Below are 23,370 nucleotides of genomic sequence, written 5' to 3'. Positions count from 1 at the left end.
CTACCAATGCTTAAATTGTAAGCTTATTTAAATCGAGTTATACTAGTATCATTCAGAACCCCGTTTATATTGGCTGTTTGGTTACCCATAAAACAGAACAAAGCTATTATAAAGGAAAAAAATTAAAAAGGGTGCCGCGGCAGGAATGGAATATTGAAGAGGATGCTCTACCCCGTATCATAAAGCAGGCAATTTATGACAGGGCCCAAAAGAACGCACAGAAAATCTGGGTGAATAGCTTTACCAGAGAAATTGATAAGAGATATGGATTATTCGCAGGGAAGCTCGTATGTGGAGTTTGCGGAAGGCATATGTCACAAAGCAGGTATCATACAAAGCAGGGGATCGGTATTGAATATCATTGCCCTGGACATGATGTAGCACCTAATCATTGCAAGAACAAATTTATCAATGAAAAAGCAGTATTAAAAGCTGTTACGGTCCTCTTAGATAAGTGGGTCAGTATAGCAATGAAGGAGAAAAAAGCATATAAAAAGGACTCTTTTATAACCAAATTGAAACGGGAATACCAGAATCAGATTGCTGACATTGACCGGGAAATCCAGAGCCTTTTAGTGAGGCAGCAACAATTATACGAAGATTATGTAGATCAGATTCTGGATAAAAGAGAGTACATAGAATTTAAAAGGCAGAATATGGAGAAGGTTGATGAACTGAGGGCACTAAAAGGGAGTTTGATTATAGAGTCAAATGATATGGTCAGGAGATATTCTTTAAAGAACAAATGGCTTTCTGCATTGATGGACAAGCAGGGAAATCTCTGCGTGACAGCGGAAATTATTGATGAATTGATTTCGGAAATCAAAATTATAGACAAAACCTCCATGGAAGTTATCTTCAAATCTGAAGATATATTCAGCATGGATTTGATTGCAAAGGCGGTGTGAGGATGAAGAAAAAATTTCTGTTTTTTTATGAACGTCTTTCTAGGGAAGATGGAGACGATGAAAGCTGCAGCATTACAAACCAAAGAAGATTGCTTAACCGATTCAAGGAGGAACACAGTGAATTTCATGATTATCAAGTAGAAGAATTTATTGATGATGGCTACACTGGCAGTAATTTTAACCGGCCTAATTTTCAGAATATGATGAGCAGAGTCCGTTCTTTATATGGAAATATGATAGTAATAGCAACGAAGGATTTCTCCAGACTTGGCAGGGACACCATAGATACCGTCAATTATTTAGAAAAGATATTTCCTTTTTTGGAAGTACGCTATATTGCGATTAATGATGATTATGACAGTAAAGATTATCAATACGGTATAGATTTTGAAGCCAAATTCAAGAATTTGATTAATGGGTTAGTTCCAATTCAGGCGTCTACCATCCAGAAGAGAATTAAGATGGAGGAGGCTCTTCAAGGAAAGCATAACGGCCCAGTACCTCTTTATGGATATCGGTATACAGTTGACCGTGAATATGAGGTGGATTGGGAGGCAGCATCTGTACTGCAAATAATTATGGATCTATTAGACCAGAAAAAAAGTTATAAGTTTATAATTAAGTTCCTGGCTGAAAAAGGAATTGATCCGCCGAGCGTTTATTTGGCTAAAAAATACAATGCCAAATTATGTAAGACCAGCTCTGCCTGGAATAAAACAACACTGAAAAAGATTGCAAGGAACAAAGCTTATTTGGGATATTCAGTACGTCACAAAGAAGAGGCTTGTGTATTGGGGACAAAAGGAACACGGGCAGTGAATAAGGCGGACCAAATTCTTGTTCCAAACAGACAGCCGAAAATTATCAGAGAAGAGCAGTTTAACAGGGTGAATGAGTGGCTGGATGAGAGGGCTGCTAAAAGTGGTTGCAAAAGTGGACCGAGGCGCAGAGTATCAGCATTATATAAAAATGTGTATTGTGTACATTGCGGTTCAGCATTAAGCAGGCGCAGATATCATGAAGATAATGACTTTTACTATTGTTTGGCTAAGCGTGAAAATCCATTGTCGGATTGTACTTTTCCGCCTATTGAAACAGCGGTATTAGAAAAAGCAGTGTTTTCGGTTATACAATTCAATTTAAGATTATTTACCGACAGCAAAAAGAAAATCTCAAAGGCTTTGAATCATAATATGGCAGATTCCCATGCAATCATGGAAAGATTTCAGGAGAGGGCAGAAGAAATAGAGCAGAAGAAAATGAACTTGTATGAAGATTACAGAGCAGGGCATGTAAGCAGAGAAGAATATCTGATAAAAAAACAGAAATTGTCAGAACAGCTTGTTCCATTGGAGGTAGGAATTCAAAAGGTGGAAGAAGGAATCCGAAAATATGATGAGGCAAATATCATATTCTATTCAGATTTTGCCCGATTGGTCGATGAGTTCAGAAATGAGGAGGCGTTGTCTCCGGAGTTGGCTAATGCCTTTATTGAAAAAGTGTTGGTAGACAAGAATCATAATATTGAAGTTGTTTTTAAATTTCAGGACGAAATTAATATGCTGTGTATGAGAAAAGCAGGTTAATTACTTTCAAATTAAAAGGAGTGGACAATCTGTATGAAGAATATTAAGGATTGTATGAAAAGTCGTATGAAAAAGAGGGCCGAGTTCGAAAAGGCACCCTATGGTTATCGTATTAAGGACAGGCAGTTAGTTGTAGAGGAAATGGAAGCTTTTCGCGTGAGGTCTGCTTTAAAGTATGTTATGGATTATCTGAACAATCCGCCGGAATACATGGTATTGGAGTTCATAGATTATAAAAAAGATACACAGCATCTTGTCTTGAATTACGAGGAGGCGGCAAATGGATTTGCCGGTAGGTGGGAAAAGAAATAGAACTTCGGGAACAATACTTTCAGGCGGGAGAATATATCATTGCTTGCTTTACAGAATGTGATGGAGCTGCCATTTACAGAAGTGGAATCACATTGGAGTAATCATGGGAATCTAATGAGAAGTGCAGGCATATGGGCAAAGAGATTGAGAAAAATGCCTGCCTCCGTATACTATGCAGGGGTTGTTACGGCGAGAACAAAATCATCTTCAGAAGAGTTGAGATATATAGGCAATTATGAGCCAATAATATCAAAGGAGCAATTTGTTGCATTGAATAAACGGGTGAATGAAACTGTATTTGTGGACTAAATATTACTGAATAAACACCTGAAAACGTAGAACCGATAATTTATGAGCATATTTCTCATGGTTATCGGTTTTTTTTTCTGATGTTGATGAAAACTGTGACTTAGAAGTAGTACAGGAATGTTATAAAAAGCTACATGAATTACTGGCCTGGGGATATCCAGTCACATTGATCCGCATTAATAAAAGCTGTATGCATGTAGAATATCTGGACTATATCAGTCAGATGGTGAAGAAGCTGTCGAAAGACGATTTGGAAGGCTTTGTAGATGTATGGGAAGAACTTATGTTAAGGGAGGAAAAACTGGCATCTGCAAATACTTTGATTAGATAGGAAAAATAAATCAAAGAGGAATGTGTAGGTTCAGGCAATTGTTTAGTAAAAACAGGTCTATGCAAAAGCGAAAGGTGAGGTATATGCCTGACGACTGCCCGGTGCTGGAAGGTTAAGAGGAGAAAAATGAGTGTCTTGGCACAAAAAGAAAATCAGGGAAGGAATCTATTGAATCCTTGAGGGCGTAAAAAATTCTGTGTCTATGGGAGATTAGTTCCTCTGATAAGAGATAGATATGTAAAATTTTGTTGTCGATTTTGTGACTTTTTTATTGTCGATTGTACTTTCTAATTTTACTGGACAGTAAAAAGTTCTAACAAAAAAATAACTCTTTCATGTAAATTTATGGTATCTTTAAGTTGCTAAACTCACGAAAGATACAAACCACCTGAAAGAGTTATCTTGTATGAGAGTATGAAAGTTTTTCTGTAAATAGCTATTAAGCATTAGGTCTTCTATGATAAAATCTATTATCATAAGGAGGCCTATTATTATGGCAAGAAGAGAAAAACAGCCCGTACACAAAGTAGTCATGACGGAGGGGAAAAGGAACATCGTCCATCAGCTCCTGGAAGAGTATGACATCCAGACTGCGGAGGATATCCAGGAAGCCCTCAAAGACCTGCTGGGGAGCACCCTGAAGGAGATGATGGAAGCGGAGATGGATGAGCATCTCGGCTATGGGAGGTCAGAACGGTCGGATTCGGATGATTACCGCAATGGCTACAAGCCCAAGCGGATCAACAGCAGCTTCGGGAGCATGGACATCCAGGTGCCCCAGGACAGGAAGTCCACGTTTGAACCCCAGGTGGTAAGAAAGCGCCAGAAGGACATTTCCGGCATTGACCAGAAGATCATATCCATGTATGCAAAAGGCATGACAACCCGCCAAATCTCGGATACCTTGATGGACATTTATGGTTTTGAGGCTTCGGAAGGGTTCATCTCGGACGTGACGGACAAGATACTGCCGCAGATTGAAGACTGGCAGAACCGCCCGCTGGAGGAAGTCTATCCCGTGGTCTACATCGACGCAATCCATTATTCCGTGCGGGAGGACGGGGTAATCCGCAAGCTTGCCGCCTATGTCATCCTCGGCCTTACGCTGGAAGGTAAAAAGGAAGTCCTGAGCATACAGATCGGGGAGAATGAAAGCTCCAAGTACTGGCTCTGCGTTCTGAACGAGTTGAAGAACCGCGGTGTGAAGGATATCCTCATTCTCTGCTCGGACGGGCTCACGGGCATTAAGGAAGCCATAACGGCGGCATTCCCGAAGACGGAGCAGCAGCGCTGCATCGTACATATGGTACGGAACACGCTGAAATACGTCTCCGACAAGGACCGGAAAGCATTTGCCACGGACCTGAAAACCATCTACCATGCCGCAAACGAGGAAAAGGCGCTGGAGGCGCTGGAGAAGGTGACGGAAAAGTGGACGCCAAAGTACCCCAACTCAATGAAACGCTGGCATGACAACTGGGATGTGGTATCCCCCATCTTCAAGTTTTCCATGGAGGTCAGGAAGGTGATCTATACTACTTATACCGCCAAAAAAACTATACCGACATTTTGGGGAAAGCCAGCAGTTCCAGGCATTTCCTGAAAAAATGTCGGTATAGTTTTTACAGACGATATAAGGCTTCCGATATTTTTTTATCCTTCCAGTTCTTTTCCGCATTTCCTCCTTCTGGATTTGTCCGCTCCAGAGCTTTCGCTAACGTATCCAGAGTTACAAAAGCGTAAAACCCAGAGGTGGTCGAGATATTTTCATGCCCAAGCATCTGTTGGATATAGGATAAAGGACACCCCTCCTGGTATAAACTCATTGCCCTAGTCTTTCTCAGCATGTGGAAATGGATATCTTCCGGCATTGGAACTCCTTCTTTTCGGCATTTCTCCGCATACTTTTTCAGGACTTTCTGGATGCAGTCATCGGATAACCCATGCCTCATGCCATGGGTAACTGCATAAAAAAGAGGGGATACCGGATCAGGGATATTCCCATGAAACTCTCTGAGATATCCTCTCAGGTGTCTTACCGTCCTTTTCATTATCGGGACACTCCGATACTTCCCGCCTTTCCCAAGTATCCGGATATAAGGTATCTCTGCATCAAGATGCAGGTCACAGACTTTCAGCCCCGTCAGTTCCCCAACCCGCATGGCAGCATCATACCCAAGGATAAGCATCATCTTGTTGCGGCGCTCGGACCGTTTCTCCTTACCGGGGGCATTAAGAAGCGCTTTCATCTGGCAGTCTTCAAAATACCTGATTTCACTGCCGGGGATATCCAGGCCATGTACCGTCCGGCTCGAAACAAAGACAGGGGTGATGTCCATACATTCTTCCGATGCATAGGACAACAGGGCCTTTACTGCGGTCAGACGCAGGTTACAGGTCTTCGGGCTCCATGCTTTTACATCCGCCATCCACACAAGATAATCTTTCAGGTTTTCCCTGTCCAGGTCATGAAAACAGACACGTTCACGGCGGATCCCTTTCACTTCCTCCAGAAAACCAATGCAGATGTTAAGCGAGGTGCGGTAGGAGGAAATGGTATGCCGGCTTTTTTTCCTGATCCTGGGAAGTTCGTGGTCCAGAAAACGTCTGGCTGTATCCCAGAAAAAAACGCTGTCAAATTTTTTTCCCTTGCTGTTATCATTCCTCCCTGTCATCGTCCACCTCCGGTATCAGTTTTTCCGAGTACCTGGATCTGTCCAATATCCCTCCATAGATATCCGGCACAAGATGGAGGTAGTACAGGGTATTTTTAACATCGGAATGCCCCATATACCGCATAAGGTAAGGAAGCATGGCGTTCACGTCTTTCCCTTCCCTCAGCCAGCGGTTCATGTTGGCATATACAAAGTGATGGCGGAAATCATATGGGCGGATGCTGATGCCGGATCCCTTTTTCTCCGGGAAGGCGGCATACCAGAAGCGCAGAAAGTTTTCTTCCAGCCAGCTGGCACTGTATGGATGGTCCTCCCTGTTCGGAAAGAAAGTTACACGTTCCGGAAACAGACGGCTGATCCGGCGGTCATAGGTGACCATATATTCTACAAGCTCTCCTGAGATATGAATCCTCCGGCCTTTTGGTCCCTTGGACTGGAGGATATCAAGAAAGCCTTCGTCCAGATGTGCATTTTCCCTGGCAAGCATACGTGCTTCTTTGCAGCGGAGCCCACAGCAGTAGATGAGCCGGAAGATTGCCGGGAGAACCAGATTTCTTCCTTTCAAACGGGGAGCCTCCACGGTCCTGTCGCATTCCCTGAAGAACGCAAGGATTTCTTGTTCCGTAAAAAAATACGGCTGAACCGGCGTGGGAAGATGAAGCCTTCCAGAAGGGATAAGATACGCCCTGATGCCGCGGGCAGAAAGATACCTGCTAAACTCACGCAGAAATGCAGCTCGTTATAAAGGCTTCCCGGGGTATCCTGGAACGTTTCAAGAAATCTCTCAACGGTCGCTTTATCCGGTACCGTGGTTTCAGGAGCTGTTTCCATGACAAACCCGGCATATTTCTTTAGATAATAAGCTCCGGTCTGGTATTGATAACCATTCGCTCTTTTATAGGAAACAAACCGGTTGATCAGTTCCGGCAGGGACTCACTGTGCATCTGAAACACCTCCTTCCACAACGGGAGGGAGCGGAAGCGTACACGCTGCCAGATTTATGGCATCCGTTGAAAGATATACGGATACAACGTTTGGGTCCCTGTGACCGAGAGCTGCCGAGATATCCGACATGGGGATACCTGCCCGGAGCATGGAAGACGCGGCATGGTGCCTTGTCATCCGGCTCCCCACTGGTCGGTCTTCTTTTTTAATCCCGGCAAGTTCCTCCAGTTTTTTCAGGATTTCATAAATGCTTGCCGTACCCAGATGTCCAAACGGCGCAAAAGTCTTTAAAAAGACATGGTCTGACCCGCTCAAGGGGCGTTCATTCAGGATATAATCTGCGATATCATTTCCGTAAGAAGCCCTTAAAGGAAGGATAAGCGCCTTCTTTGTCTTATTCTGAATGATGGAGATGCAGTCCCTTTCCCAGTCGATGTTTTTCAGCTTCAAAGAACAGACATCAATTCCCCGGAGCCCCGTTTCCAGAAGAAGCCTGCAGATAGCGGTATCCCTCTTAGTCAGCATTCCTGACGAAAGTGTGGATCTGAGAGCCGCAAGTTCCTTTTCATTATAGATTTCCATGATCTTTACTTCTTGTGGCAGATGGACGGGTATTTCCAGGAGAAACTGTGCCGTGTGGTTATTGGAGGAAAGGAATCTGCGCAGCCCTGCCAGACAGCTTCCGATTGTAGATGGCCGGTACCGTCCGTCTTTGTAAAGAGACAGGATAAATGTACTCACATCATTTGTTCGGATATCGAATAACTCCCCATACCCTTTTTTCTCACAAAACAGCAAAAAATAAGTAACGATCCTTTTATACCCGGACATCGTATTAGGGCTGAACCCCTCTTGTTCCAGATATCTGACAAAGTGTTCCAGTTCCTGCCGGAATGCCTGATTCATAAGTTTCCCGGATATGCCGCCAGTGTCCTGGCGTCTCCAGTCGATGGTTCCTGTCTGTGCAAGGGACAGGAGCAGTCTGATGCAGCGTTTCCGATGGGTCAGTTCTTTTTTAACCCATGTTTCACTGCAAATGACAGGCATGTCCAGAAAAGTTTTAATAAGTTTTTCTGAAAGTTCGCCGTCTCCTATATCATGTGATACGGATATAAGAAGCTGGTAACTGGAATGGTAATGTGTAAGTATCTTTTTTCCATACTTTCTTTCATCCATCTGATCCATTACTTTCCGAATCAATTGTTCAAGTTCCTTTTGGTTTTCCTTCATGACTGAAAGCCTCCTTCTTTTTGTACCATCATGAAGGATATTTAAGAAAAGGTCAAAAAGAGTAAAAGAATTTGACAAAACTTTCACAACTTGTTTGTGTCTTAGAAAGGAATGGCGAGAACTATACCGACATTTTTTCAGGAAATGCCTGGAACTGCTGGCTTTCCCCAAAATGTCGGTATAGTTTTTTTGGCGGTATAAGTAGTACTATACCGATTTAGTGATAGTACTACCAACGCGATCGAGAGCCTCAACTCTACCTACCGGAAGCTCAACCGCCAGCGGAGCGTGTTCCCGGGCAGCACGGCGCTCTTAAAGGCTCTGTACCTGGCCACGTTCGAGGCGACGAAGAAGTGGACCATGCCCATCCGCAACTGGGGGCAGGTCTATGGGGAACTGTCCATTATGTACGAAGGCAGACTGCCGGAATAAGAGCGCACAGGCATAGGTATACACCTATCCGGAAAGGAGCTTTCCATGTATGGATTTTCAAAATACGATGCTCAGGACAGGTACGACAGCTATAATACTGTACAGGTGAAGTTAAAACTGAATATGAAGACAGATGCAGATATCCTGGCCTGGGTCAGACAGCACAAATATGGCAGGGACACTTCCGTCCAAGGGGCCATCAAGGCCCTGATACGGGAAGACATCGCCAGAGGCCAGGCCGATGGGACACAAGGTTAATCCCTCTGCATTTTACATTCGTTGGCTGTCTGCAGCTCTGACAGGGATTCCATGATAGACAGGTAATCGATCCCCTCCACAACAGTCCCTGTGCCAGGGTCAAACAGTTCATCGTCTGCGGTGGCTTTCGGGTCATAGGATTTCAGTTCACTGTCATACCAGCTATAGATATCACTGTATAAGTCGGCTGCATGATCCAGCAGGGACTGCAGTCCATTGATCTTTGCCCTGATATCTTCAGGTACAAAGGGATCGTCTGTTTTTAGCTTCATGGCACACCTCCTGATGTTTTCCTGTAAGAAGTGTACCATAATTTGATGGGATTTCCCAATACATCTTGACAGAATCCAAAAGCATCCGTATAGTAAAGGTAGGTGGTCACGACATCCACCTACCTTTCTCATTAACTTATCATAGAAGATCTCAATTTACAGACTTTTTTTCATACTCTCAAAGGGCTTCAGCCCTGCTGTGAGTTCAGTCGCAAAAGCAGGGGCTTTAGCCCCCACTGCGACTTTCAGTCGCTTAACAGCGGCCTTTAGGCCGCATCAAGCCACCGGCTTTAGCCGGTGGTAGTTGAGTCGTCCCCCGCTTCCTTGATTCTGATTTACCTGTCAATGGCTCCCTCGATAATCGGCAAATACGGTTCGGGACGTAGCTTTAATTTGTGGCCGCTCCTCTGGAGTTATTTGCTCGCCAGCTTATAAAGTACCGGAATAATGGGAAGATCGCCGCTGTTTTCAATATTTGCAAGCCAATTTGAACAGTAAAATACTTGCACTGTAACCATTATTGCATACTGGAGAGTGGATTGGAAGCCACCCTTAAATTAAGCGCTTACACTTTTTCAACGATACCGACACGCTCATCACTTTCCGTCCAATACTGCGTACCTAACGCATGAACCGCCGTACTCGGTAAAGCGGTAACGACAGTCGCAAAGGTAAGGAAGCCCGTACACAATCGTTTTAATATCTCTTTCATAATTCTAAATGCTCCTCTCATTTTGGTAGTAAAATAGCCGTCCACTAGGAACGGCTGGAAATAGAAAGGGAACGCTGATATTGTGCGTTCCGTAGTCTATGAAGTATTCAATTCTTCTTGTTTCAATACTGATGTGCGGTACCGTATCTTTGCATATCTGGGAAATAGGACGTATCAAGGCTCATTCAATCGTAGTAAATTAGTAGTATTTTGATGTGTTTAGCTCCTTGATAATGCCGATAGATACAGCGTTTTAGCGGATAATCAATTTTTTAGTGTATTTTTTTATTTAAAAAGTTGTAAAGTCGTGGTATATTTTCGAAGAATAACAAATAAAGCATAATTGTCCATGTAAACCATATGATTAGATATAGGAATGCAGAACTGTACGTTCCATACTGGTGTCGCTAAATAAGCATAATCATTTATGATTACAAAACATTTGAATGTAGAATAAGCCATTGAAAAACTAATTCTACAGTGTATAATTGGCATGAAGGAAGAATGAAAGCGAGAATGGTCTATGAATACTATTTTAAATATCAGAAATTTGTTGCATGGAGGAGATTATAATCCCGAACAATGGCTGTCGAGTCCGGAAATATTAGAACAGGATATTACGTATTTTGAGAAGGCACATATCAATGAAGTAAGCGTAGGTATATTTTCCTGGTCAATGCTGGAACCAGAGGAAGGGATATTTCAGTTTGGATGGTTAGAGAATATTATTGAAAAGTTTTATCAGCATGGAATCTCCGTGATTTTGGCTACACCCTCCGGGGCAAAACCTAAATGGATGGCAGATAAATACCCAGAAGTGTTAAGAGTTGATGAGAGTAGACATAGAAATTTGTATGGCATGAGACATAATCATTGCTACACCTCTCCTGTTTATAGAGAAAAGACACGAAAGATTAATATGGAACTGGCTAAACGATTTGGAAACCATCCGGGAGTGATTGCCTGGCATATATCCAACGAATATGGAGGAGAGTGCCACTGTGAGCTTTGTCAGCAGGAGTTTCGCCGTTGGGTAAAACAGAAATACAAAACCATTGATGCATTAAATCAGGCATGGGCCACTACTTTCTGGAGCCATACATACAATGATTTTTCACAGATAGAGAGCCCTTCCTGGCGCGGAGAGCCATTCCTGCATGGTTTGAATTTGGACTGGAAACGATTTGTGACAGACCGAACGGTTGATTTTGCAAAACATGAGATTAAGGCAATACGGGATGGAGGTTCGGACAAGCCAACAACCATAAATATGATGTACGATTTTAAAGGACTGAACTATCACAAATTTGCAGATATCATAGATATTGTGTCATGGGACAGTTATCCTCTATGGCATAAAAAAGAGGAATTTCTAACAGCCATGGATAATGGAATGCAGCATGATATTATGAGAAGTATCCAAAAAAGGCCTTTTTTATTAATGGAAAGCTGCCCTTCGGCGACAAACTGGCAGCCAATAAGTAAATTAAAAAAGCCTGGTATACTGCAAGCATCTTCCATGCAGGCAATTGCGCATGGTTCTGACAGTGTCTTATATTTTCAGCTCCGCCAGAGCCGAGGGTCATCGGAAAAGTTTCATGGTGCAGTTATCGACCACTATGGCAAAGATGATACAAGAGTGTACCGCGAAGTGACAGCGGTGGGAAGTAGTTTGGAACAACTGTCAGAAATTACCGGGTCTGTAACAAAGGCAAAAGTAGCTGTTATATTCGACTGGGAGAACCGATGGGCGCTGGAAGATGCACAGGGACCGAGAAATTCCGGATTATACTACAAAGAGACTGTAGAAAAGTCATATTATGCATTTAGAAAGTTAGGATTCGATGTGGATGTGATAGATATGGAGCAGGAATTGGAACCATATGCTGTTGTAGCGGCTCCTATGTTGTATATGTTTCGGAATGAATATGCGGAAAAGATTCATAACTTCGTGGCTTTGGGAGGGCATTTGATTCTTACATACTGGTCAGGAATTGTAGACGAAAATGATTTGTGTTTTCTTGGGGGAACACCGCATGCTCTGATGGATGTGATGGGGCTCAGGAGTACTGAAATTGACGCATTATATGATGGAGAACAGAATGTGGGGATACCGGTTTCCGGTAATAAACTGCAGATGGAGAAGGCCTGGTGCTGCGATAAATTATGTGATTTGGTACAAGTGTCCACAGCAGAAGTATTAATGACCTATGGGCAGGATTTCTATGAGAATTGGCCGGCATTTACGAGGAATATCTATGGAAAAGGGACAGCTTATTATATCTGTGCAGATTTTGAACAGGGTTTTTACGATGAAGTATATAGTAAAATCACTCAAAACGCTGGATTGAAACGTGTTCTTCCCAGTATTCCCAATGGAGTGGAGGTAACATCTAGATATGGAGAAGGATGCAGGTACATCTTTATTCAAAATTTTAATCAGTTTTCTGTTGAGATTGAGCTGCCCATCGAAAGAATGAAACTTCTGGCGGGTAGTTACGATGGAACAATTAGTAGTTTCGAAACGATTGTTTTAAAAGAATATTTAACAGAGAGCACCTAGCCTTGAAAAAGCTGCATTACGCATTGTAAGCAGACCGATAAGGGGAATTGCGGACAACTCCCTACGGGCCGGATGTCGATAAGAATGCATTAGGAGCCATTTTCTTTATCCTGCAGCTTTAATAGCTGGTCCATCTGGTTCAGGACATATTCTTGGTACTCTGGTTTCAGCTCTTTGAATGTGTTTAAGGCTATTTCAGCCAACCGATTAGACGATTGCTCAAACATATCGCCTTCGCCATTTTTTAACCAGTTTTCGCTTACATTGAAAGTGGCACATATCAATTTAATGATACGGTCATTAACCTTGCGGTTTTCCAGCTCAATACCGGCTATGTATCCATTAGAAATGGAGATAGCCTTCGCAAATTTGGCTTGCGATAGATTTAAAGCTTGACGCACCTGTTTTATGCGTTGATTAGTGGACATCTATTCACCTCCCTCATTCGTATCTATTACATACAATAGCATAATCTTACTCACAATGCAAGCGAAGAATACGAAATATAACATTGACTCGCTCACATAGCTATGATATAATGCTTACATAGAAAGCGAAAGTCCAGCTAAGAAATGTCAATAGGTAAAATGAAAAATGTTTAAAAAGTTTTTTTCAAGCAGCTGATGTAAAAAAGGGTAACCTTAATAAACCTATTGCCATGGGATTTTAAAATTTAATTCAAATCTCCATCAGGCAGCGGTGTTCACAGATTCCGGGTGCTCTGCTGCATAACGTTCACGGTGTTCTTCCGGCGTAATGAGCTCAAAAGGCTTATTATCCCGGAGCATAGCGAAAATGATGTTGCAGATTTTGTGCATGACGGCCCCGACAGCAACGCTCTTTTTTTTGCTGGCACATTTACGGGTGTAATAATCGTAAATGACCGGGTTCACGGGCGTTTTTGTTGCTTTATCCACTTTCAGGTTGTTGATGGCGACCATATGCAGGATACGCCTGGCAAGGCTGGAACCCCGCTTGGACATGTGGACCCTGTCTCCATGGAACTTGCCGGAATCGTTTACACCGGGATCCAGCCCAAAGTAAGCATAGAGCTTCTTAGGCGAGGAGAACAGGTCAAAGGATCCCATTTCCGCGATCAGGACGACGGCACTTAAAAAGCCGACACCGTGCAGGGTCTGGATAAAGGAGATGCGGTCATAGTCTGGCGTTCCTTCCAGTTTGCCGACAGCCTGATGCAGTTCTTCCAGTATGCTGTCCAGATGAGCCTGGTATTCCCTGTACATTTTTATGTACAGCCTGATCCGCAGAGCGTTGCTTGGAAGGGCACGTCCGAAAACAGCGGCATCCTTTGCAGCGGTGCATATGGCATCATACCTGGCGAGGGCATACGTTTCCCCAAAGCGCGCCGTGCTGCGGATGGTTTCCACAAGCTCGTCTTTTGGGGCGGCAAGCATGTCCGCTGCAAGGGGGTAAGCTTCCAGAAGCTTTAAGGAAGTCTGCGTTGTGACCTTGCTGAACACATTCAGGTATGCGGGGAAGGACACTTTGAGTTCCGCATGAAGCTTCAATACGATGGCGGATTGCAGGTCCTTGAAATAATAGTAGTCACGCACGAGATTGCGCAGGTCAATGATTGCGTCATCCGGGACAATGGAAGCCTTAAGGGAGGCATCCAGGCCGACTTTAGCAGCTTTTTTTGAATCAAATTTATCATTATGCAGTTTCCTGACGTTCATATTTGTGCTATTCTTAGTAATGATAGGATTAATGACGGCGCAGTCAAAACCCTTATCACGAAGGAAGCACAGGAGTGGGATGTGGTAGATCCCGGTGGATTCAAGGAAGCAGCGGCTTTCAAGAGAATACATCTCCTGGGCTTCCTTTATTTTTGAGATGGCAAGCTCACGGGACTGCGGATCAGAATGAATGATCTTAAAAGGCTTACTGATGAGGATGCCATTGGGGAGCATGATAGACATCCAGGTGAAGTCTGCGCCGACATCAAACCCGACAGAGAGATAGGGGATGCTTTCAGGCATCTTGAGTACTTTTTGATAGTGCATAGTAATATCCTTTCCGGCAGGCATCCAATTCCAAAGGGTGGATACACAACCTAGCGGCTTATACAGGTATAGCCTGAGGCTTCCCAACCAGCCAAAACATAAATCACCACCGAATGGATTGACAGACTTTCTAAGAGGTATCGCCAGCCAGAAGGCCGGCTCCCAAGGAGGAAACGTCAATGATCCTGCCTTCAGTGATTATACCTCTATATTTTGTCTGGTGCATTAAGGAAACCTCAGACACGGTAAATATGTCCTATAACTTCTGATGGAGGGGGAACTCCTCCTTCCGTTATATCTATATAGATTTATTAGATTGGACTTTGTAACTATTAACCAGTAGTCGTTCTTGACTACACCATTATTATACTAGGAGGGATAAATATGAGTGGGGATGAAGCAGTAGATGACTTCATTCTTAAATTCAATCAGTTGAACGACAGCAACCAGAAGTACATAATGGCTGTGCAACAAGCATTGATATTTGCTCAATCACAGCCCAATTCCTCTCCTTCTGTAAAAGAAAGAACGTTACATGAAGAGACTACATAATTATTTAATTGATGGAAAGGTTTATGAATATCATAGCCCTCCGATATAAGTTAAAGTATGAATAAAAATAGCCTCGATTAACATGAGGTTAGGAAAAGGAGAAGTGATAAAACGTGGCATTTTCATTTGAAAAATTGAAATCTCCGTCATATTTTGCCGAGAACCGCTGCAGCGCGCATTCAGATCACAGATGGTTTCCATCAGAGCAGGATAAAGCCTTGGGAACTAATTCACTTAAGCTGTCACTGAATGGAATCTGGAAATTTGCTTATGCGGAAAATAACAGTATGGTACCGGTGGGATGTGAAGCGGAAGACTATGACTGCCATTGCTGGGGGGAAATCACTGTACCGGCTCATATTCAAATGGAAGGCTATGGGGTTCCGCAATATGCGAATGTCCAGTATCCATGGGATGGCATGGAGGAAGTTGCTATCGGGGAAATTCCGGAGAAGATTAACCCGGTAGCATGCTATACTAAGTATTTCTCGCTGCCGGCTGAGATGCAGGGGAGGAAAACAATACTCTCCTTCCAGGGAGTGGAAAGCTGCGTTGCAGTGTGGCTGAATGGAGTTTATATTGGTTTCTCTTCTAATTCCTTTTCGCCATGCGAATTTGATTTGACCGCAGCTTTGAAACCAGGGGAGAACAAACTGGCCTGCCGTGTATACAAATGGTGCTCCGGCAGCTGGATGGAAGACCAGGATTTTTATCGCTTTTCCGGAATTTACCGGGACGTGTTCATTTATGCGCTTCCGGAAGTGCATGTCCGGGATTTGAAGGTGGAATCGGAACTCTCAGATGATTACAGAATTGCAAAAATACATATTCAAGGAAGTATGGTGAAGGCTGACGAGACTGCGGGCTGGAAGGCAGAAGTTATGCTGGATGGTTCGACTGCCCGGATTATAATGGGTACTGGAGAACTGCTGGAAACGGAGATTGAAATTGAAAACCCAAAACTCTGGAGCGCGGAGAATCCCTGTCTTTATACACTAATGATAAAGCTGTATGATATGGAAGACAGAAAGCTGGAAATTATCGACCAGAAGCTTGGCATTAGGCGCTTTGAATTAATTAACGGTATTATGTGCATTAACGGCAGCCGGATTGTGTTTAATGGCGTAAACCGCCATGATTTCTCGGCAGACACAGGACGTGCCGTGACAACGGAAATGATACGACGGGATTTGGTTACCATGAAGCGCAACAATATTAATGCACTACGTACCAGCCATTATCCAAATCATGGACTTCTTTATGAACTGTGTGATGAATTGGGAATCTATATGATTGCCGAGAACAATATGGAGACCCACGGAACGTGGATGGTGGTTGAATCTGGTGATAAACCGGCTGAAAATGTGCTTCCTGGAGACTGTATGGAATGGGAGCCGATGATGATTGACCGTGTTGATACACTCTATCATACCTGTAAGAATCATCCGTCAATCCTAATCTGGTCTTTGGGCAATGAGAGTTATGGCGGCAGCGTAATCGCACATATGGCTGACGAGTTCCGGAAACTTGATTCTTCCCGTTTGATTCATTATGAGGGGGTTTTTCACGATAGGCGCTATAGTAACACAACATCAGATATGGAAAGCCAGATGTATACTACAGTAGCGGATATTAAGAAATTTTTGTCTGAACATAGAGAAAAACCGTTTATCTGTTGCGAATATGCTCATGCGATGGGCAATTCCTGCGGGGGCATGCAGCTTTATACTGAATTAACGGAGGCAGAGCCTTTATATCAGGGTGGATTTATCTGGGACTTTATCGACCAAGCAATCAGGGGAAAAGACCGTTATGGCAATACCTGCTATTATTATGGAGGCGATTTGGGCGACCGACCGACAGATTACGCTTTTTCCGGCAATGGAATCTGTACCTCTGATGGAAAAGAGAGCATTAAGATGCCGGCTGTGAAATACAATTACCAGCCGGTTGGGATTTTCGTCAGCGAGAACCAGGTCACCCTGCGCAACCGTCACTTGTTTACGAATACGCAGGTATATGATACGGTTGTAACTGTTGAAAGAAACGGACATGCAATACACAAAACAGTTCTATCTTTGGCTGTAGAACCTCTAACGGAGAAAAGCTTTGACCTTCCAATTCCAGAGGAGACGATTGCAGGTGAGTATGCAGTTACAGTATCCCTGGTTCTGAAAGCGGATACGGAATGGGCGCGGGCAGGTTACGAGGTTGCATTTGGCCAGTATGTTTACCGTAAGGAAGGTAGAAAGAAAGCCGTTGCCGGGTGTAAGCCGCATGTAGTGCATGGATGGTACAATACTGGTGTGACAGGTGATGGTTTTAGCGTCTTGTTTTCTAATCTTGACGGAGGTCTTACATCCTATCGGTACGGCGGCAGAGAGATGATTAAGACGATACCTATGCCTAATTTCTGGCGTCCTATGGTAGAAAATGATTTCGGGGGCTTGATTCAGCTTCGCTGTGCGCAGTGGAAAGTTGGCTCACAGTTTGTATCCCCGCGTCAGGTTGGAGATAACTACAATACGAAGGGCTGCATTCCAACGGTTGAGGAAAAGGATGATACGGTCAAGGTTGCTTATACCTACCACATGCCGACAGTGCCGGTATCTTCCTGCAAGGTTGTATATACTGTCCATGGGGATGGAACAGTTGACTGCCGGATGGACTATAATCCGGTAAAGGGGCTTGCACCTATGCCCGAGTTTGGTATGATTTTCAAAATTGATGCAGATTATGACCGACTTGAGTGGTATGGTATGGGACCCGGCGAGTCCTATGCTGACCGTACGCAGGGAACACGGCTGGGCATTTGGAAGGATGAGGTGAAAAACCGCATGGCAAATCATCTTCGTCCGCAAGAATCTGGCGAGATGATGGGAGTGCGTTGGGTAAAGGTCACGGATTATCTGGGTCGTGGTTTGATGTTCACCGGCGACGGCATGAATTTCTCGGCGCTGCCGTGGACACCGCATGAGATTGATTGTGCACAGCATCCGTATGAATTGCCGCCGATACATTACACTGTTCTGCGTCCGGCCCTGGCACAGATGGGGATAGGAGGAGACGACACATGGGGAAGCGTTCCTCATCCGGAATATTGGCTGGATGAAACAAAAGAACGTTCCTTTACATTTTCTTTTAAAGGTTGTACGAGAGCGTGATAGGGGAAAGGAGATTATCATGAAAGTTAATAAAGTTTTAGCCGTGGTTCTTTCGGCTGCCATAGTTGTGATGACAGCATGTGGAGGCAACAGTTCTACTTCTGGGACATCCGGAACATCATCCGAGGACGATTCCAATAAGCTGACTGTGTGGGCGTGGGACCAGAGTTTTAATATATATGCGATGAAAGAGGCTGAAAAAATTTACCAAAAGGAACATCCGGACTTCAGCATCGATATTTCTGAGGTTGGATGGGATGATATGCAGACTAAGCTGGCAACCATAGTAGGCTCTGGTGATTATAGTTCTCTTCCGGATATCTTGTTGATGCAGGACTTTGCATATCAAAAGTATGTTACCACTTATCCTGATTTGTTTCAGGATTTGACAGATAGTGGTATTGATTTCTCACAGTTCGCATCATCAAAGTTGGAAAACTCTGTTGTTGATGAAAGAAATTATGGTGTCCCGTTTGATAATGGCACAGAGATTGCAGCATATAGAACGGATATACTTGAGAAAGCCGGATATACATTGAAAGATTTGACTGATATTGATTGGAATCGTTTTATTGAGATTGGTAAGGATGTTTTGGCAAAGACCGGCTATTCACTGGTGTCCCTTCAGGCCAACGCCTCCGACTTGATTTACCAGATGATGCAGTCCGCAGGCCTTGAGACCTGGAACGATGATGGCTCTCCTTATCTCGCCGGTAATGAGGGGCTGAAGAAATGTATCGAAATTTATAAAGAAGGTGTTGACGCGGGTGTTATTCGGGTTGTAAACAGCTGGGATGAATATATCGCCACATTTACCAGTGGGACTACCTGTGGTGTGATTAATGGATGTTGGATTATGGCGTCCATTCAGTCGTCAGATTCCCAGTCCGGATTATGGGGGATTACCAATATGCCTTCAATTCCTGGAATTTCTACAGCAACCAACTACTCCAACCAGGGAGGTTCGACATGGGCAATCACAAAGAACTGTAAAAAGACTGCTCTTGCTACAGACTTCCTTGCCTCTACATTTGCTGGCAGCATAGAGCTATATGAGACGATTCTTCCGAACAGCGGAGCCTTGACGACCTATATCCCCGCAGGCGAGAGCAACGTCTATTCAGAGCCTCAGGAGTTTTATGGAGGACAGCCAGTATTTAGCCTTATTACGGATTTTGCGTCAAAAACACCTTCTGTAAAACTGGGCGTTTATTATACGGAAGAAAACAGAGCATTGGCAACTGTCCTGTCTAATGTGGTAGCGGGTGCAGATATTGACTCTGAGTTGGCAAACGCTGAGAATACAGTGATTTTTGATATGGGACAGTAATTCTCCAAGTAGAAGGTGAATAGTATGACAAATAAAAAGAAAATGTCTATGGAGCAGAGACGGAGACTGGTTGGATGGGGATTTCTTACACCTGCATTGCTCTTAATTTGCGGATTAAGCATATTTCCAACGTTTAAGGCATTCATTACATCTTTTAAGACAGGTTCCGGCATAAACTTGACTTGGACTGGCTTGTCAAACTACATACGAATATTTCAGGATACCGTTTTTATACAGTCCATGAAAAACTGCATCATCTATTTGATTGTTCAGGTGCCCATCATGTTAGTGCTTGCACTCATTCTGGCATCCATATTGAATGACAGGAAGATTAAGGCACGCGGACTGTTCAGAACGGCAATCTTCCTGCCATGTGCAACGTCTCTGGTGGCCTATGCAATTATTTTCCGTTCCTTATTTGCAACAGATGGCTTCATTAACCTTGTTCTTATTAAACTTGGTATCATCGATACTGCATATAATTTCCTTTCGAATGCCACTGCTGCAAAAGTTATTATCATTATTGCATTAATCTGGCGTTGGACTGGATACAATATGGTATTCTATCTGGCAGGCCTGCAGAATATCGAATATTCCGTATATGAAGCAGCCAAAATTGACGGGGCCAATGCGTTTCAGACCTTCAAGAGTATTACGGTGCCGCTTTTGAAGCCAACCATCTTGATGACAGCAATTATGTCTATTAATGGTACGCTGCAGTTGTTTGATGAGTCCATGAATCTGACGAAAGGCGGACCTGGCAACGCAACCATTACGATGTCGCATTATATTTACAATAAGGCATTCCTTGGCGTTCCAAACTTTGGCTATACATCAGCCATGGCATTTATTATCCTTGTTCTCGTTGCAGCGCTGTCTCTTATTCAGATGAAAGTAGGTGGAGATTCTGACTAGTAAATTTAAATATGGATTAATATACATTTTTTTGATTGTTTGTAGTATCGTTTCCGTATTCCCTCTTGTATGGATGCTTTTGGCAGCAACGAACAAGAGCGTTGACGTTCTCGCCGGGAAACTGACTCCAGGTACTTTTTTGAGTGAAAATTACAAGAATTTGATCGCTGCACAGCCGTTGTGGCGTAATTTTTGGAATTCCTGTAAATACACGGTCTTAATTACGGTTGCGGCGTTAATTATCAGCTCGCTTGCCGGATATGCTTTTGTTATTTACAAGGATAAGATGAAGACGATTGTGTATAAAGTGATTATCTGCACCATGATGATTCCCTTCGTAGCTCTGATGGTACCGCTGTTTCAGATATATTCAAAGGTGGGGTTGTTAAATTCCACGATTGGATTCATGCTTCCGTCACTGGCAACACCGTTACTAATCATGATGTTCAGAACCGGTGCAATGGCATTTCCGGATGAGATTGTAAAGGCGGCCCGCATCGATGGCTTGAGTGAGTTCCAGATTTTCTACCGGATGTTCATTCCGACAATGAAATCTACTTATGCTGCAACGGCTGTTGTTACCTTTATGAATGCTTGGAACAACTACTTATGGGCAAAGGTTATTATGTCTGACGGTGCCACACAGACCATGCCTATGCTGATTTCAAATCTGATTGCCGGCTATGTAACGGATTATGGTATGCTGATGCTTGCGGTATTGATTACAACAATCCCTACCGCTATCGTATTCTTTGCCTTGCAGAAGAACTTTGTTGAAGGAATTACTGGGGCAGTTAAATAAAGAACATTTTTATGAAGCGGTCGTACTCTATAATAAAATGCCAGCAAATTTACAGTCAGCAGTAGTGGTAAATATAAAGGGGGTGAAAAAAGCCCCTTAACAAAAAAGAACATTTTCAGGTATAACCTGGAAACGTTCTTTTTTGGTGCGCCCGGCGGGCGCACGTTCTAACGGGTGAAAGTCCCTGACCCGCCCGGCAGTGGGAAGGGTGCAGCCAATGGCAAGGGCGTCATCGTGAGGTGGGGTCTGAAGGAAGCCGGAGGCAAACCACTGGCCTGTAAAAGTTGTCCGGATAGGCTGTGAAGCGTGGATGAGGTTGCCTAACAAACTAAAGTCCAATAACTGCACGGAACGCCAGCAGTAAACGGGGCAGGTATAAGTGGGAAAGAACGTGTGAGTACCCGGGGAGGTCTCACGGACGTGAAAGTGGCGATAAAACATTCGCTGTCACGGAGTAAAGCTTGCCGTGAGAAGTCAGCAGAGGTCATAGTACCGGGCGGTCGCAAACGCACCGGGAAGGACTGAACAGTAGGAGGTGTCGTTACCAAATGGAAACCGGACATGGAATTAAGTACAGACAACTTCATATTGAGGACTACCTGCGAGAGATACCTGCGGAACAGGGAAGGGAAACAGGAGAGTACGCCCATGAAAGGATTACCGGGAACCCCGACACCAACACGGACTTTCGGACGGACAACCTGCTAGATACGATTCTTAGAAGCGACAATCTAAATGCCGCCTATAAGAAGGTCAAAACGAACAAAGGCGTTGGTGGGATTGCCGGAATGCAGGTGGATGAACTTCTACCCTACCTGAGAGAACACCAGTCCGAATTGGTCGAGCAGGTGAGGGAAGGCAAATACAAGCCAAACCCAGTCCGAAGGGTAGAAATACCCAAAGAGGAGAAAGGAAAAACAAGGAAACTGGGGATACCCACAGTGGTAGACAGGGTAATCCAACAGGCAATCGCACAGGAACTGACGCCCTTATATGAAGAACAGTTCTCTGACAACAGCATCGGATTCCGTCCCGGCAGAGGGGCGCATGACGCACTGGAAAGATGTAGGAAATATATCAACGAAGGATATGTCTACGTGGTCAGCATGGATTTACAATCCTACTTTGACACGGTGAACCACAGCAAGCTGATAGAGGTGCTGTCGAGGACGGTGAAGGACGGGAGGGTAATCTCGCTGATACACAAGTACCTGAAAGCCGGAGTAATGGAGGACGGAGGATTTCACGCAACGACCGAGGGCGTGCCGCAGGGAGGCCCGCTAAGTCCCTTATGTGGAAATGTCATGCTGAATGAGTTGGACAAGGAACTGGAGCGCAGGGGACACAAGTATGTGAGGTATGCGGATGACTGCCTGATTCTGTGCAAAAGCAGGAAAAGCGCAGAGAGGACGATGGAAAACATTGTGCCATTCATCACAGGAAAACTGTATCTGAAAGTCAATCTTCAGAAAACGACAGTGAGCCACGTCAGCAAGATAAAATACCTGGGCTACGGCTTTTACCGGCATAAAGGGAAATGCCGCATGAGGATACACCCGAAGTCGGTGGCAAAAATGAAGAACCGGATACGGGAGCTGACAACCAGAGGGAACAAATGGAGCAATCAGGAGAGGGAAGAAAAACTCCGAAGCTATGCAAGGGGATGGATTAACTATTATCGATATGCAGACATGAAAAGCCTGATGGAACAGACGGATGAGTGGCTGCGCCACAGAATCCGAGCGGTGTACTGGAAACAATGGAAGAAGGTACGCACAAGATATAAAATGTTGCGGGCGTTACATTTACCAGAGTGGAAGGTGCATGAGATGGCGAACTGCCGAAAGGGAGTGTGGAGAGCGGCGGGAATGCTCAACTCGGCACTCACCAAAAGAATCATAGTGGACAGACTTGGTTATCCCGATATGACTGCCCACTATCTGAAAGTCCGAGTAAACTATTGAACCGCGTAGTACCGAACGGTACGCTACGTGGTGTGGAAGGGGAGGTTAAAATCTCCCCTATCCGATTGTGCGCCTGGCAGCGCAT

Annotated in this window: 22 protein-coding genes and 2 pseudogenes; 15 read left to right on the top strand and 9 right to left on the bottom strand. The window is 44.2% G+C overall.

Going from position 1 to position 23,370, the window contains the following annotated elements; genetic code table 11:
* Positions 1-14 precede the first annotated feature (14 nt).
* The 6 genes and pseudogenes from LA360_RS07105 to LA360_RS07080 all read left to right on the top strand — a co-directional run.
* Positions 15-908, top strand: coding sequence for a recombinase zinc beta ribbon domain-containing protein (locus LA360_RS07105; protein ID WP_225537736.1), 894 nt, complete (start codon positions 15-17; stop codon positions 906-908).
* 2 nt (positions 909-910) lie between these two features.
* Positions 911-2,494 carry a recombinase family protein gene (locus LA360_RS07100; protein WP_225537384.1) on the top strand — a complete coding sequence of 528 codons (1,584 nt, stop codon included), beginning with the start codon at positions 911-913 and terminating at the stop codon, positions 2,492-2,494.
* Positions 2,495-2,527: 33 nt separating this feature from the next.
* Entirely contained in the window at positions 2,528-2,806 is a 279-nt protein-coding gene (locus LA360_RS07095) for a hypothetical protein (protein ID WP_225537383.1), read from the top strand.
* Positions 2,807-2,866: 60 nt separating this feature from the next.
* On the top strand, positions 2,867-3,115 hold the full coding sequence (locus LA360_RS07090; RefSeq protein ID WP_225537381.1) for a hypothetical protein: 249 nt from the start codon (positions 2,867-2,869) through the stop codon (positions 3,113-3,115).
* Between the two features lie 190 nt (positions 3,116-3,305).
* Positions 3,306-3,446 carry a hypothetical protein gene (locus tag LA360_RS07085; protein WP_166433723.1) on the top strand — a complete coding sequence of 47 codons (141 nt, stop codon included), beginning with the start codon at positions 3,306-3,308 and terminating at the stop codon, positions 3,444-3,446.
* Between the two features lie 493 nt (positions 3,447-3,939).
* Positions 3,940-5,016 (top strand): annotated as a pseudogene (locus tag LA360_RS07080) (IS256 family transposase); the annotation flags it as partial.
* A gap of 52 nt (positions 5,017-5,068) precedes the next feature.
* Here LA360_RS07080 and LA360_RS07075 read toward each other — a convergent pair.
* From LA360_RS07075 to LA360_RS07060, 4 genes are read right to left on the bottom strand one after another with little or no spacing between them, the layout of a single operon-like run.
* Positions 5,069-6,121, bottom strand: a complete 1,053-nt coding sequence (locus LA360_RS07075) for a tyrosine-type recombinase/integrase (RefSeq protein ID WP_225537377.1) — start codon at positions 6,119-6,121, stop codon at positions 5,069-5,071.
* Positions 6,105-6,701, bottom strand: coding sequence for a tyrosine-type recombinase/integrase (locus LA360_RS07070; RefSeq protein ID WP_330411441.1), 597 nt, complete (start codon positions 6,699-6,701; stop codon positions 6,105-6,107). Before LA360_RS07070 ends, LA360_RS07075 begins: the two co-directional genes overlap by 17 nt.
* The gene (locus LA360_RS07065; RefSeq protein ID WP_225537375.1) at positions 6,683-7,066 is read right to left on the bottom strand and encodes a hypothetical protein; all 384 of its coding nucleotides are present in this window, start codon (positions 7,064-7,066) and stop codon (positions 6,683-6,685) included. The genes LA360_RS07070 and LA360_RS07065 overlap by 19 nt, the downstream gene beginning before the upstream one ends.
* Positions 7,056-8,297, bottom strand: coding sequence for a tyrosine-type recombinase/integrase (locus tag LA360_RS07060; RefSeq protein ID WP_002595223.1), 1,242 nt, complete (start codon positions 8,295-8,297; stop codon positions 7,056-7,058). Before LA360_RS07060 ends, LA360_RS07065 begins: the two co-directional genes overlap by 11 nt.
* A 228-nt stretch (positions 8,298-8,525) precedes the next feature.
* Between LA360_RS07060 and LA360_RS07055 the strand changes: the two are divergent.
* Positions 8,526-8,729 (top strand): annotated as a pseudogene (locus LA360_RS07055) (transposase); the annotation flags it as partial.
* 45 nt (positions 8,730-8,774) lie between these two features.
* The gene (locus LA360_RS07050) at positions 8,775-8,987 is read left to right on the top strand and encodes a hypothetical protein (protein WP_002583243.1); all 213 of its coding nucleotides are present in this window, start codon (positions 8,775-8,777) and stop codon (positions 8,985-8,987) included.
* Here the strand turns inward: LA360_RS07050 and LA360_RS07045 are convergent.
* Positions 8,984-9,259, bottom strand: coding sequence for a hypothetical protein (locus LA360_RS07045; RefSeq protein WP_002583244.1), 276 nt, complete (start codon positions 9,257-9,259; stop codon positions 8,984-8,986). The genes LA360_RS07050 and LA360_RS07045 overlap by 4 nt on opposite strands.
* A gap of 565 nt (positions 9,260-9,824) precedes the next feature.
* A complete protein-coding gene (locus tag LA360_RS07040) occupies positions 9,825-9,971 on the bottom strand; it encodes a hypothetical protein (protein ID WP_166433722.1) in 147 nt (48 codons plus the stop codon).
* Between the two features lie 523 nt (positions 9,972-10,494).
* Between LA360_RS07040 and LA360_RS07035 the strand changes: the two genes are divergently transcribed.
* The gene (locus LA360_RS07035) at positions 10,495-12,534 is read left to right on the top strand and encodes a beta-galactosidase (protein WP_112483207.1); all 2,040 of its coding nucleotides are present in this window, start codon (positions 10,495-10,497) and stop codon (positions 12,532-12,534) included.
* Between the two features lie 89 nt (positions 12,535-12,623).
* Here LA360_RS07035 and LA360_RS07030 read toward each other — a convergent pair whose 3' ends face one another.
* A complete protein-coding gene (locus tag LA360_RS07030) occupies positions 12,624-12,962 on the bottom strand; it encodes a helix-turn-helix domain-containing protein (protein WP_027642753.1) in 339 nt (112 codons plus the stop codon).
* Positions 12,963-13,223: 261 nt separating this feature from the next.
* Positions 13,224-14,558, bottom strand: a complete 1,335-nt coding sequence (locus tag LA360_RS07025; protein ID WP_022201970.1) for an IS110 family RNA-guided transposase — start codon at positions 14,556-14,558, stop codon at positions 13,224-13,226.
* Positions 14,559-14,942: 384 nt separating this feature from the next.
* Here LA360_RS07025 and LA360_RS07020 point away from each other — a divergent pair, with 384 nt between their 5' ends.
* From LA360_RS07020 to LA360_RS07000, 5 genes are all read left to right on the top strand, one after another.
* Entirely contained in the window at positions 14,943-15,110 is a 168-nt protein-coding gene (locus LA360_RS07020; protein ID WP_155245061.1) for a hypothetical protein, read from the top strand.
* 113 nt (positions 15,111-15,223) lie between these two features.
* Positions 15,224-18,274 carry a beta-galactosidase, LacZ type gene (lacZ, locus tag LA360_RS07015; RefSeq protein ID WP_112483205.1) on the top strand — a complete coding sequence of 1,017 codons (3,051 nt, stop codon included), beginning with the start codon at positions 15,224-15,226 and terminating at the stop codon, positions 18,272-18,274.
* A gap of 19 nt (positions 18,275-18,293) precedes the next feature.
* On the top strand, positions 18,294-19,604 hold the full coding sequence (locus LA360_RS07010; RefSeq protein ID WP_112483203.1) for an ABC transporter substrate-binding protein: 1,311 nt from the start codon (positions 18,294-18,296) through the stop codon (positions 19,602-19,604).
* Between the two features lie 24 nt (positions 19,605-19,628).
* Positions 19,629-20,519: a carbohydrate ABC transporter permease gene (locus tag LA360_RS07005; protein WP_027642750.1), complete on the top strand. Its 891-nt coding sequence runs from the start codon at positions 19,629-19,631 to the stop codon at positions 20,517-20,519.
* Positions 20,512-21,321, top strand: coding sequence for a carbohydrate ABC transporter permease (locus LA360_RS07000; RefSeq protein WP_416824147.1), 810 nt, complete (start codon positions 20,512-20,514; stop codon positions 21,319-21,321). The genes LA360_RS07005 and LA360_RS07000 overlap by 8 nt, the downstream gene beginning before the upstream one ends.
* A 96-nt stretch (positions 21,322-21,417) precedes the next feature.
* Here the strand turns inward: LA360_RS07000 and LA360_RS06995 are convergent, their stop codons facing one another.
* Positions 21,418-21,648 (bottom strand): hypothetical protein, encoded by a 231-nt coding sequence (locus LA360_RS06995; protein WP_146774988.1) that lies wholly within the window; start codon positions 21,646-21,648, stop codon positions 21,418-21,420.
* Positions 21,649-21,869: 221 nt separating this feature from the next.
* On the opposite strand from LA360_RS06995, the gene ltrA reads away from it, so the two are divergent.
* Complete coding sequence (gene ltrA / locus LA360_RS06990) at positions 21,870-23,285, top strand: group II intron reverse transcriptase/maturase (RefSeq protein WP_112483201.1); 1,416 nt, start codon at positions 21,870-21,872, stop codon at positions 23,283-23,285.
* The last annotated feature ends 85 nt before the right edge of the window (positions 23,286-23,370 follow it).

Origin of the sequence: Enterocloster clostridioformis, assembly GCF_020297485.1 — a bacterium.
Taxonomy (GTDB): Bacteria; Bacillota; Clostridia; order Lachnospirales; family Lachnospiraceae; genus Enterocloster; species Enterocloster clostridioformis.
This window is presented reverse-complemented; position numbering and strand designations above follow the sequence as displayed.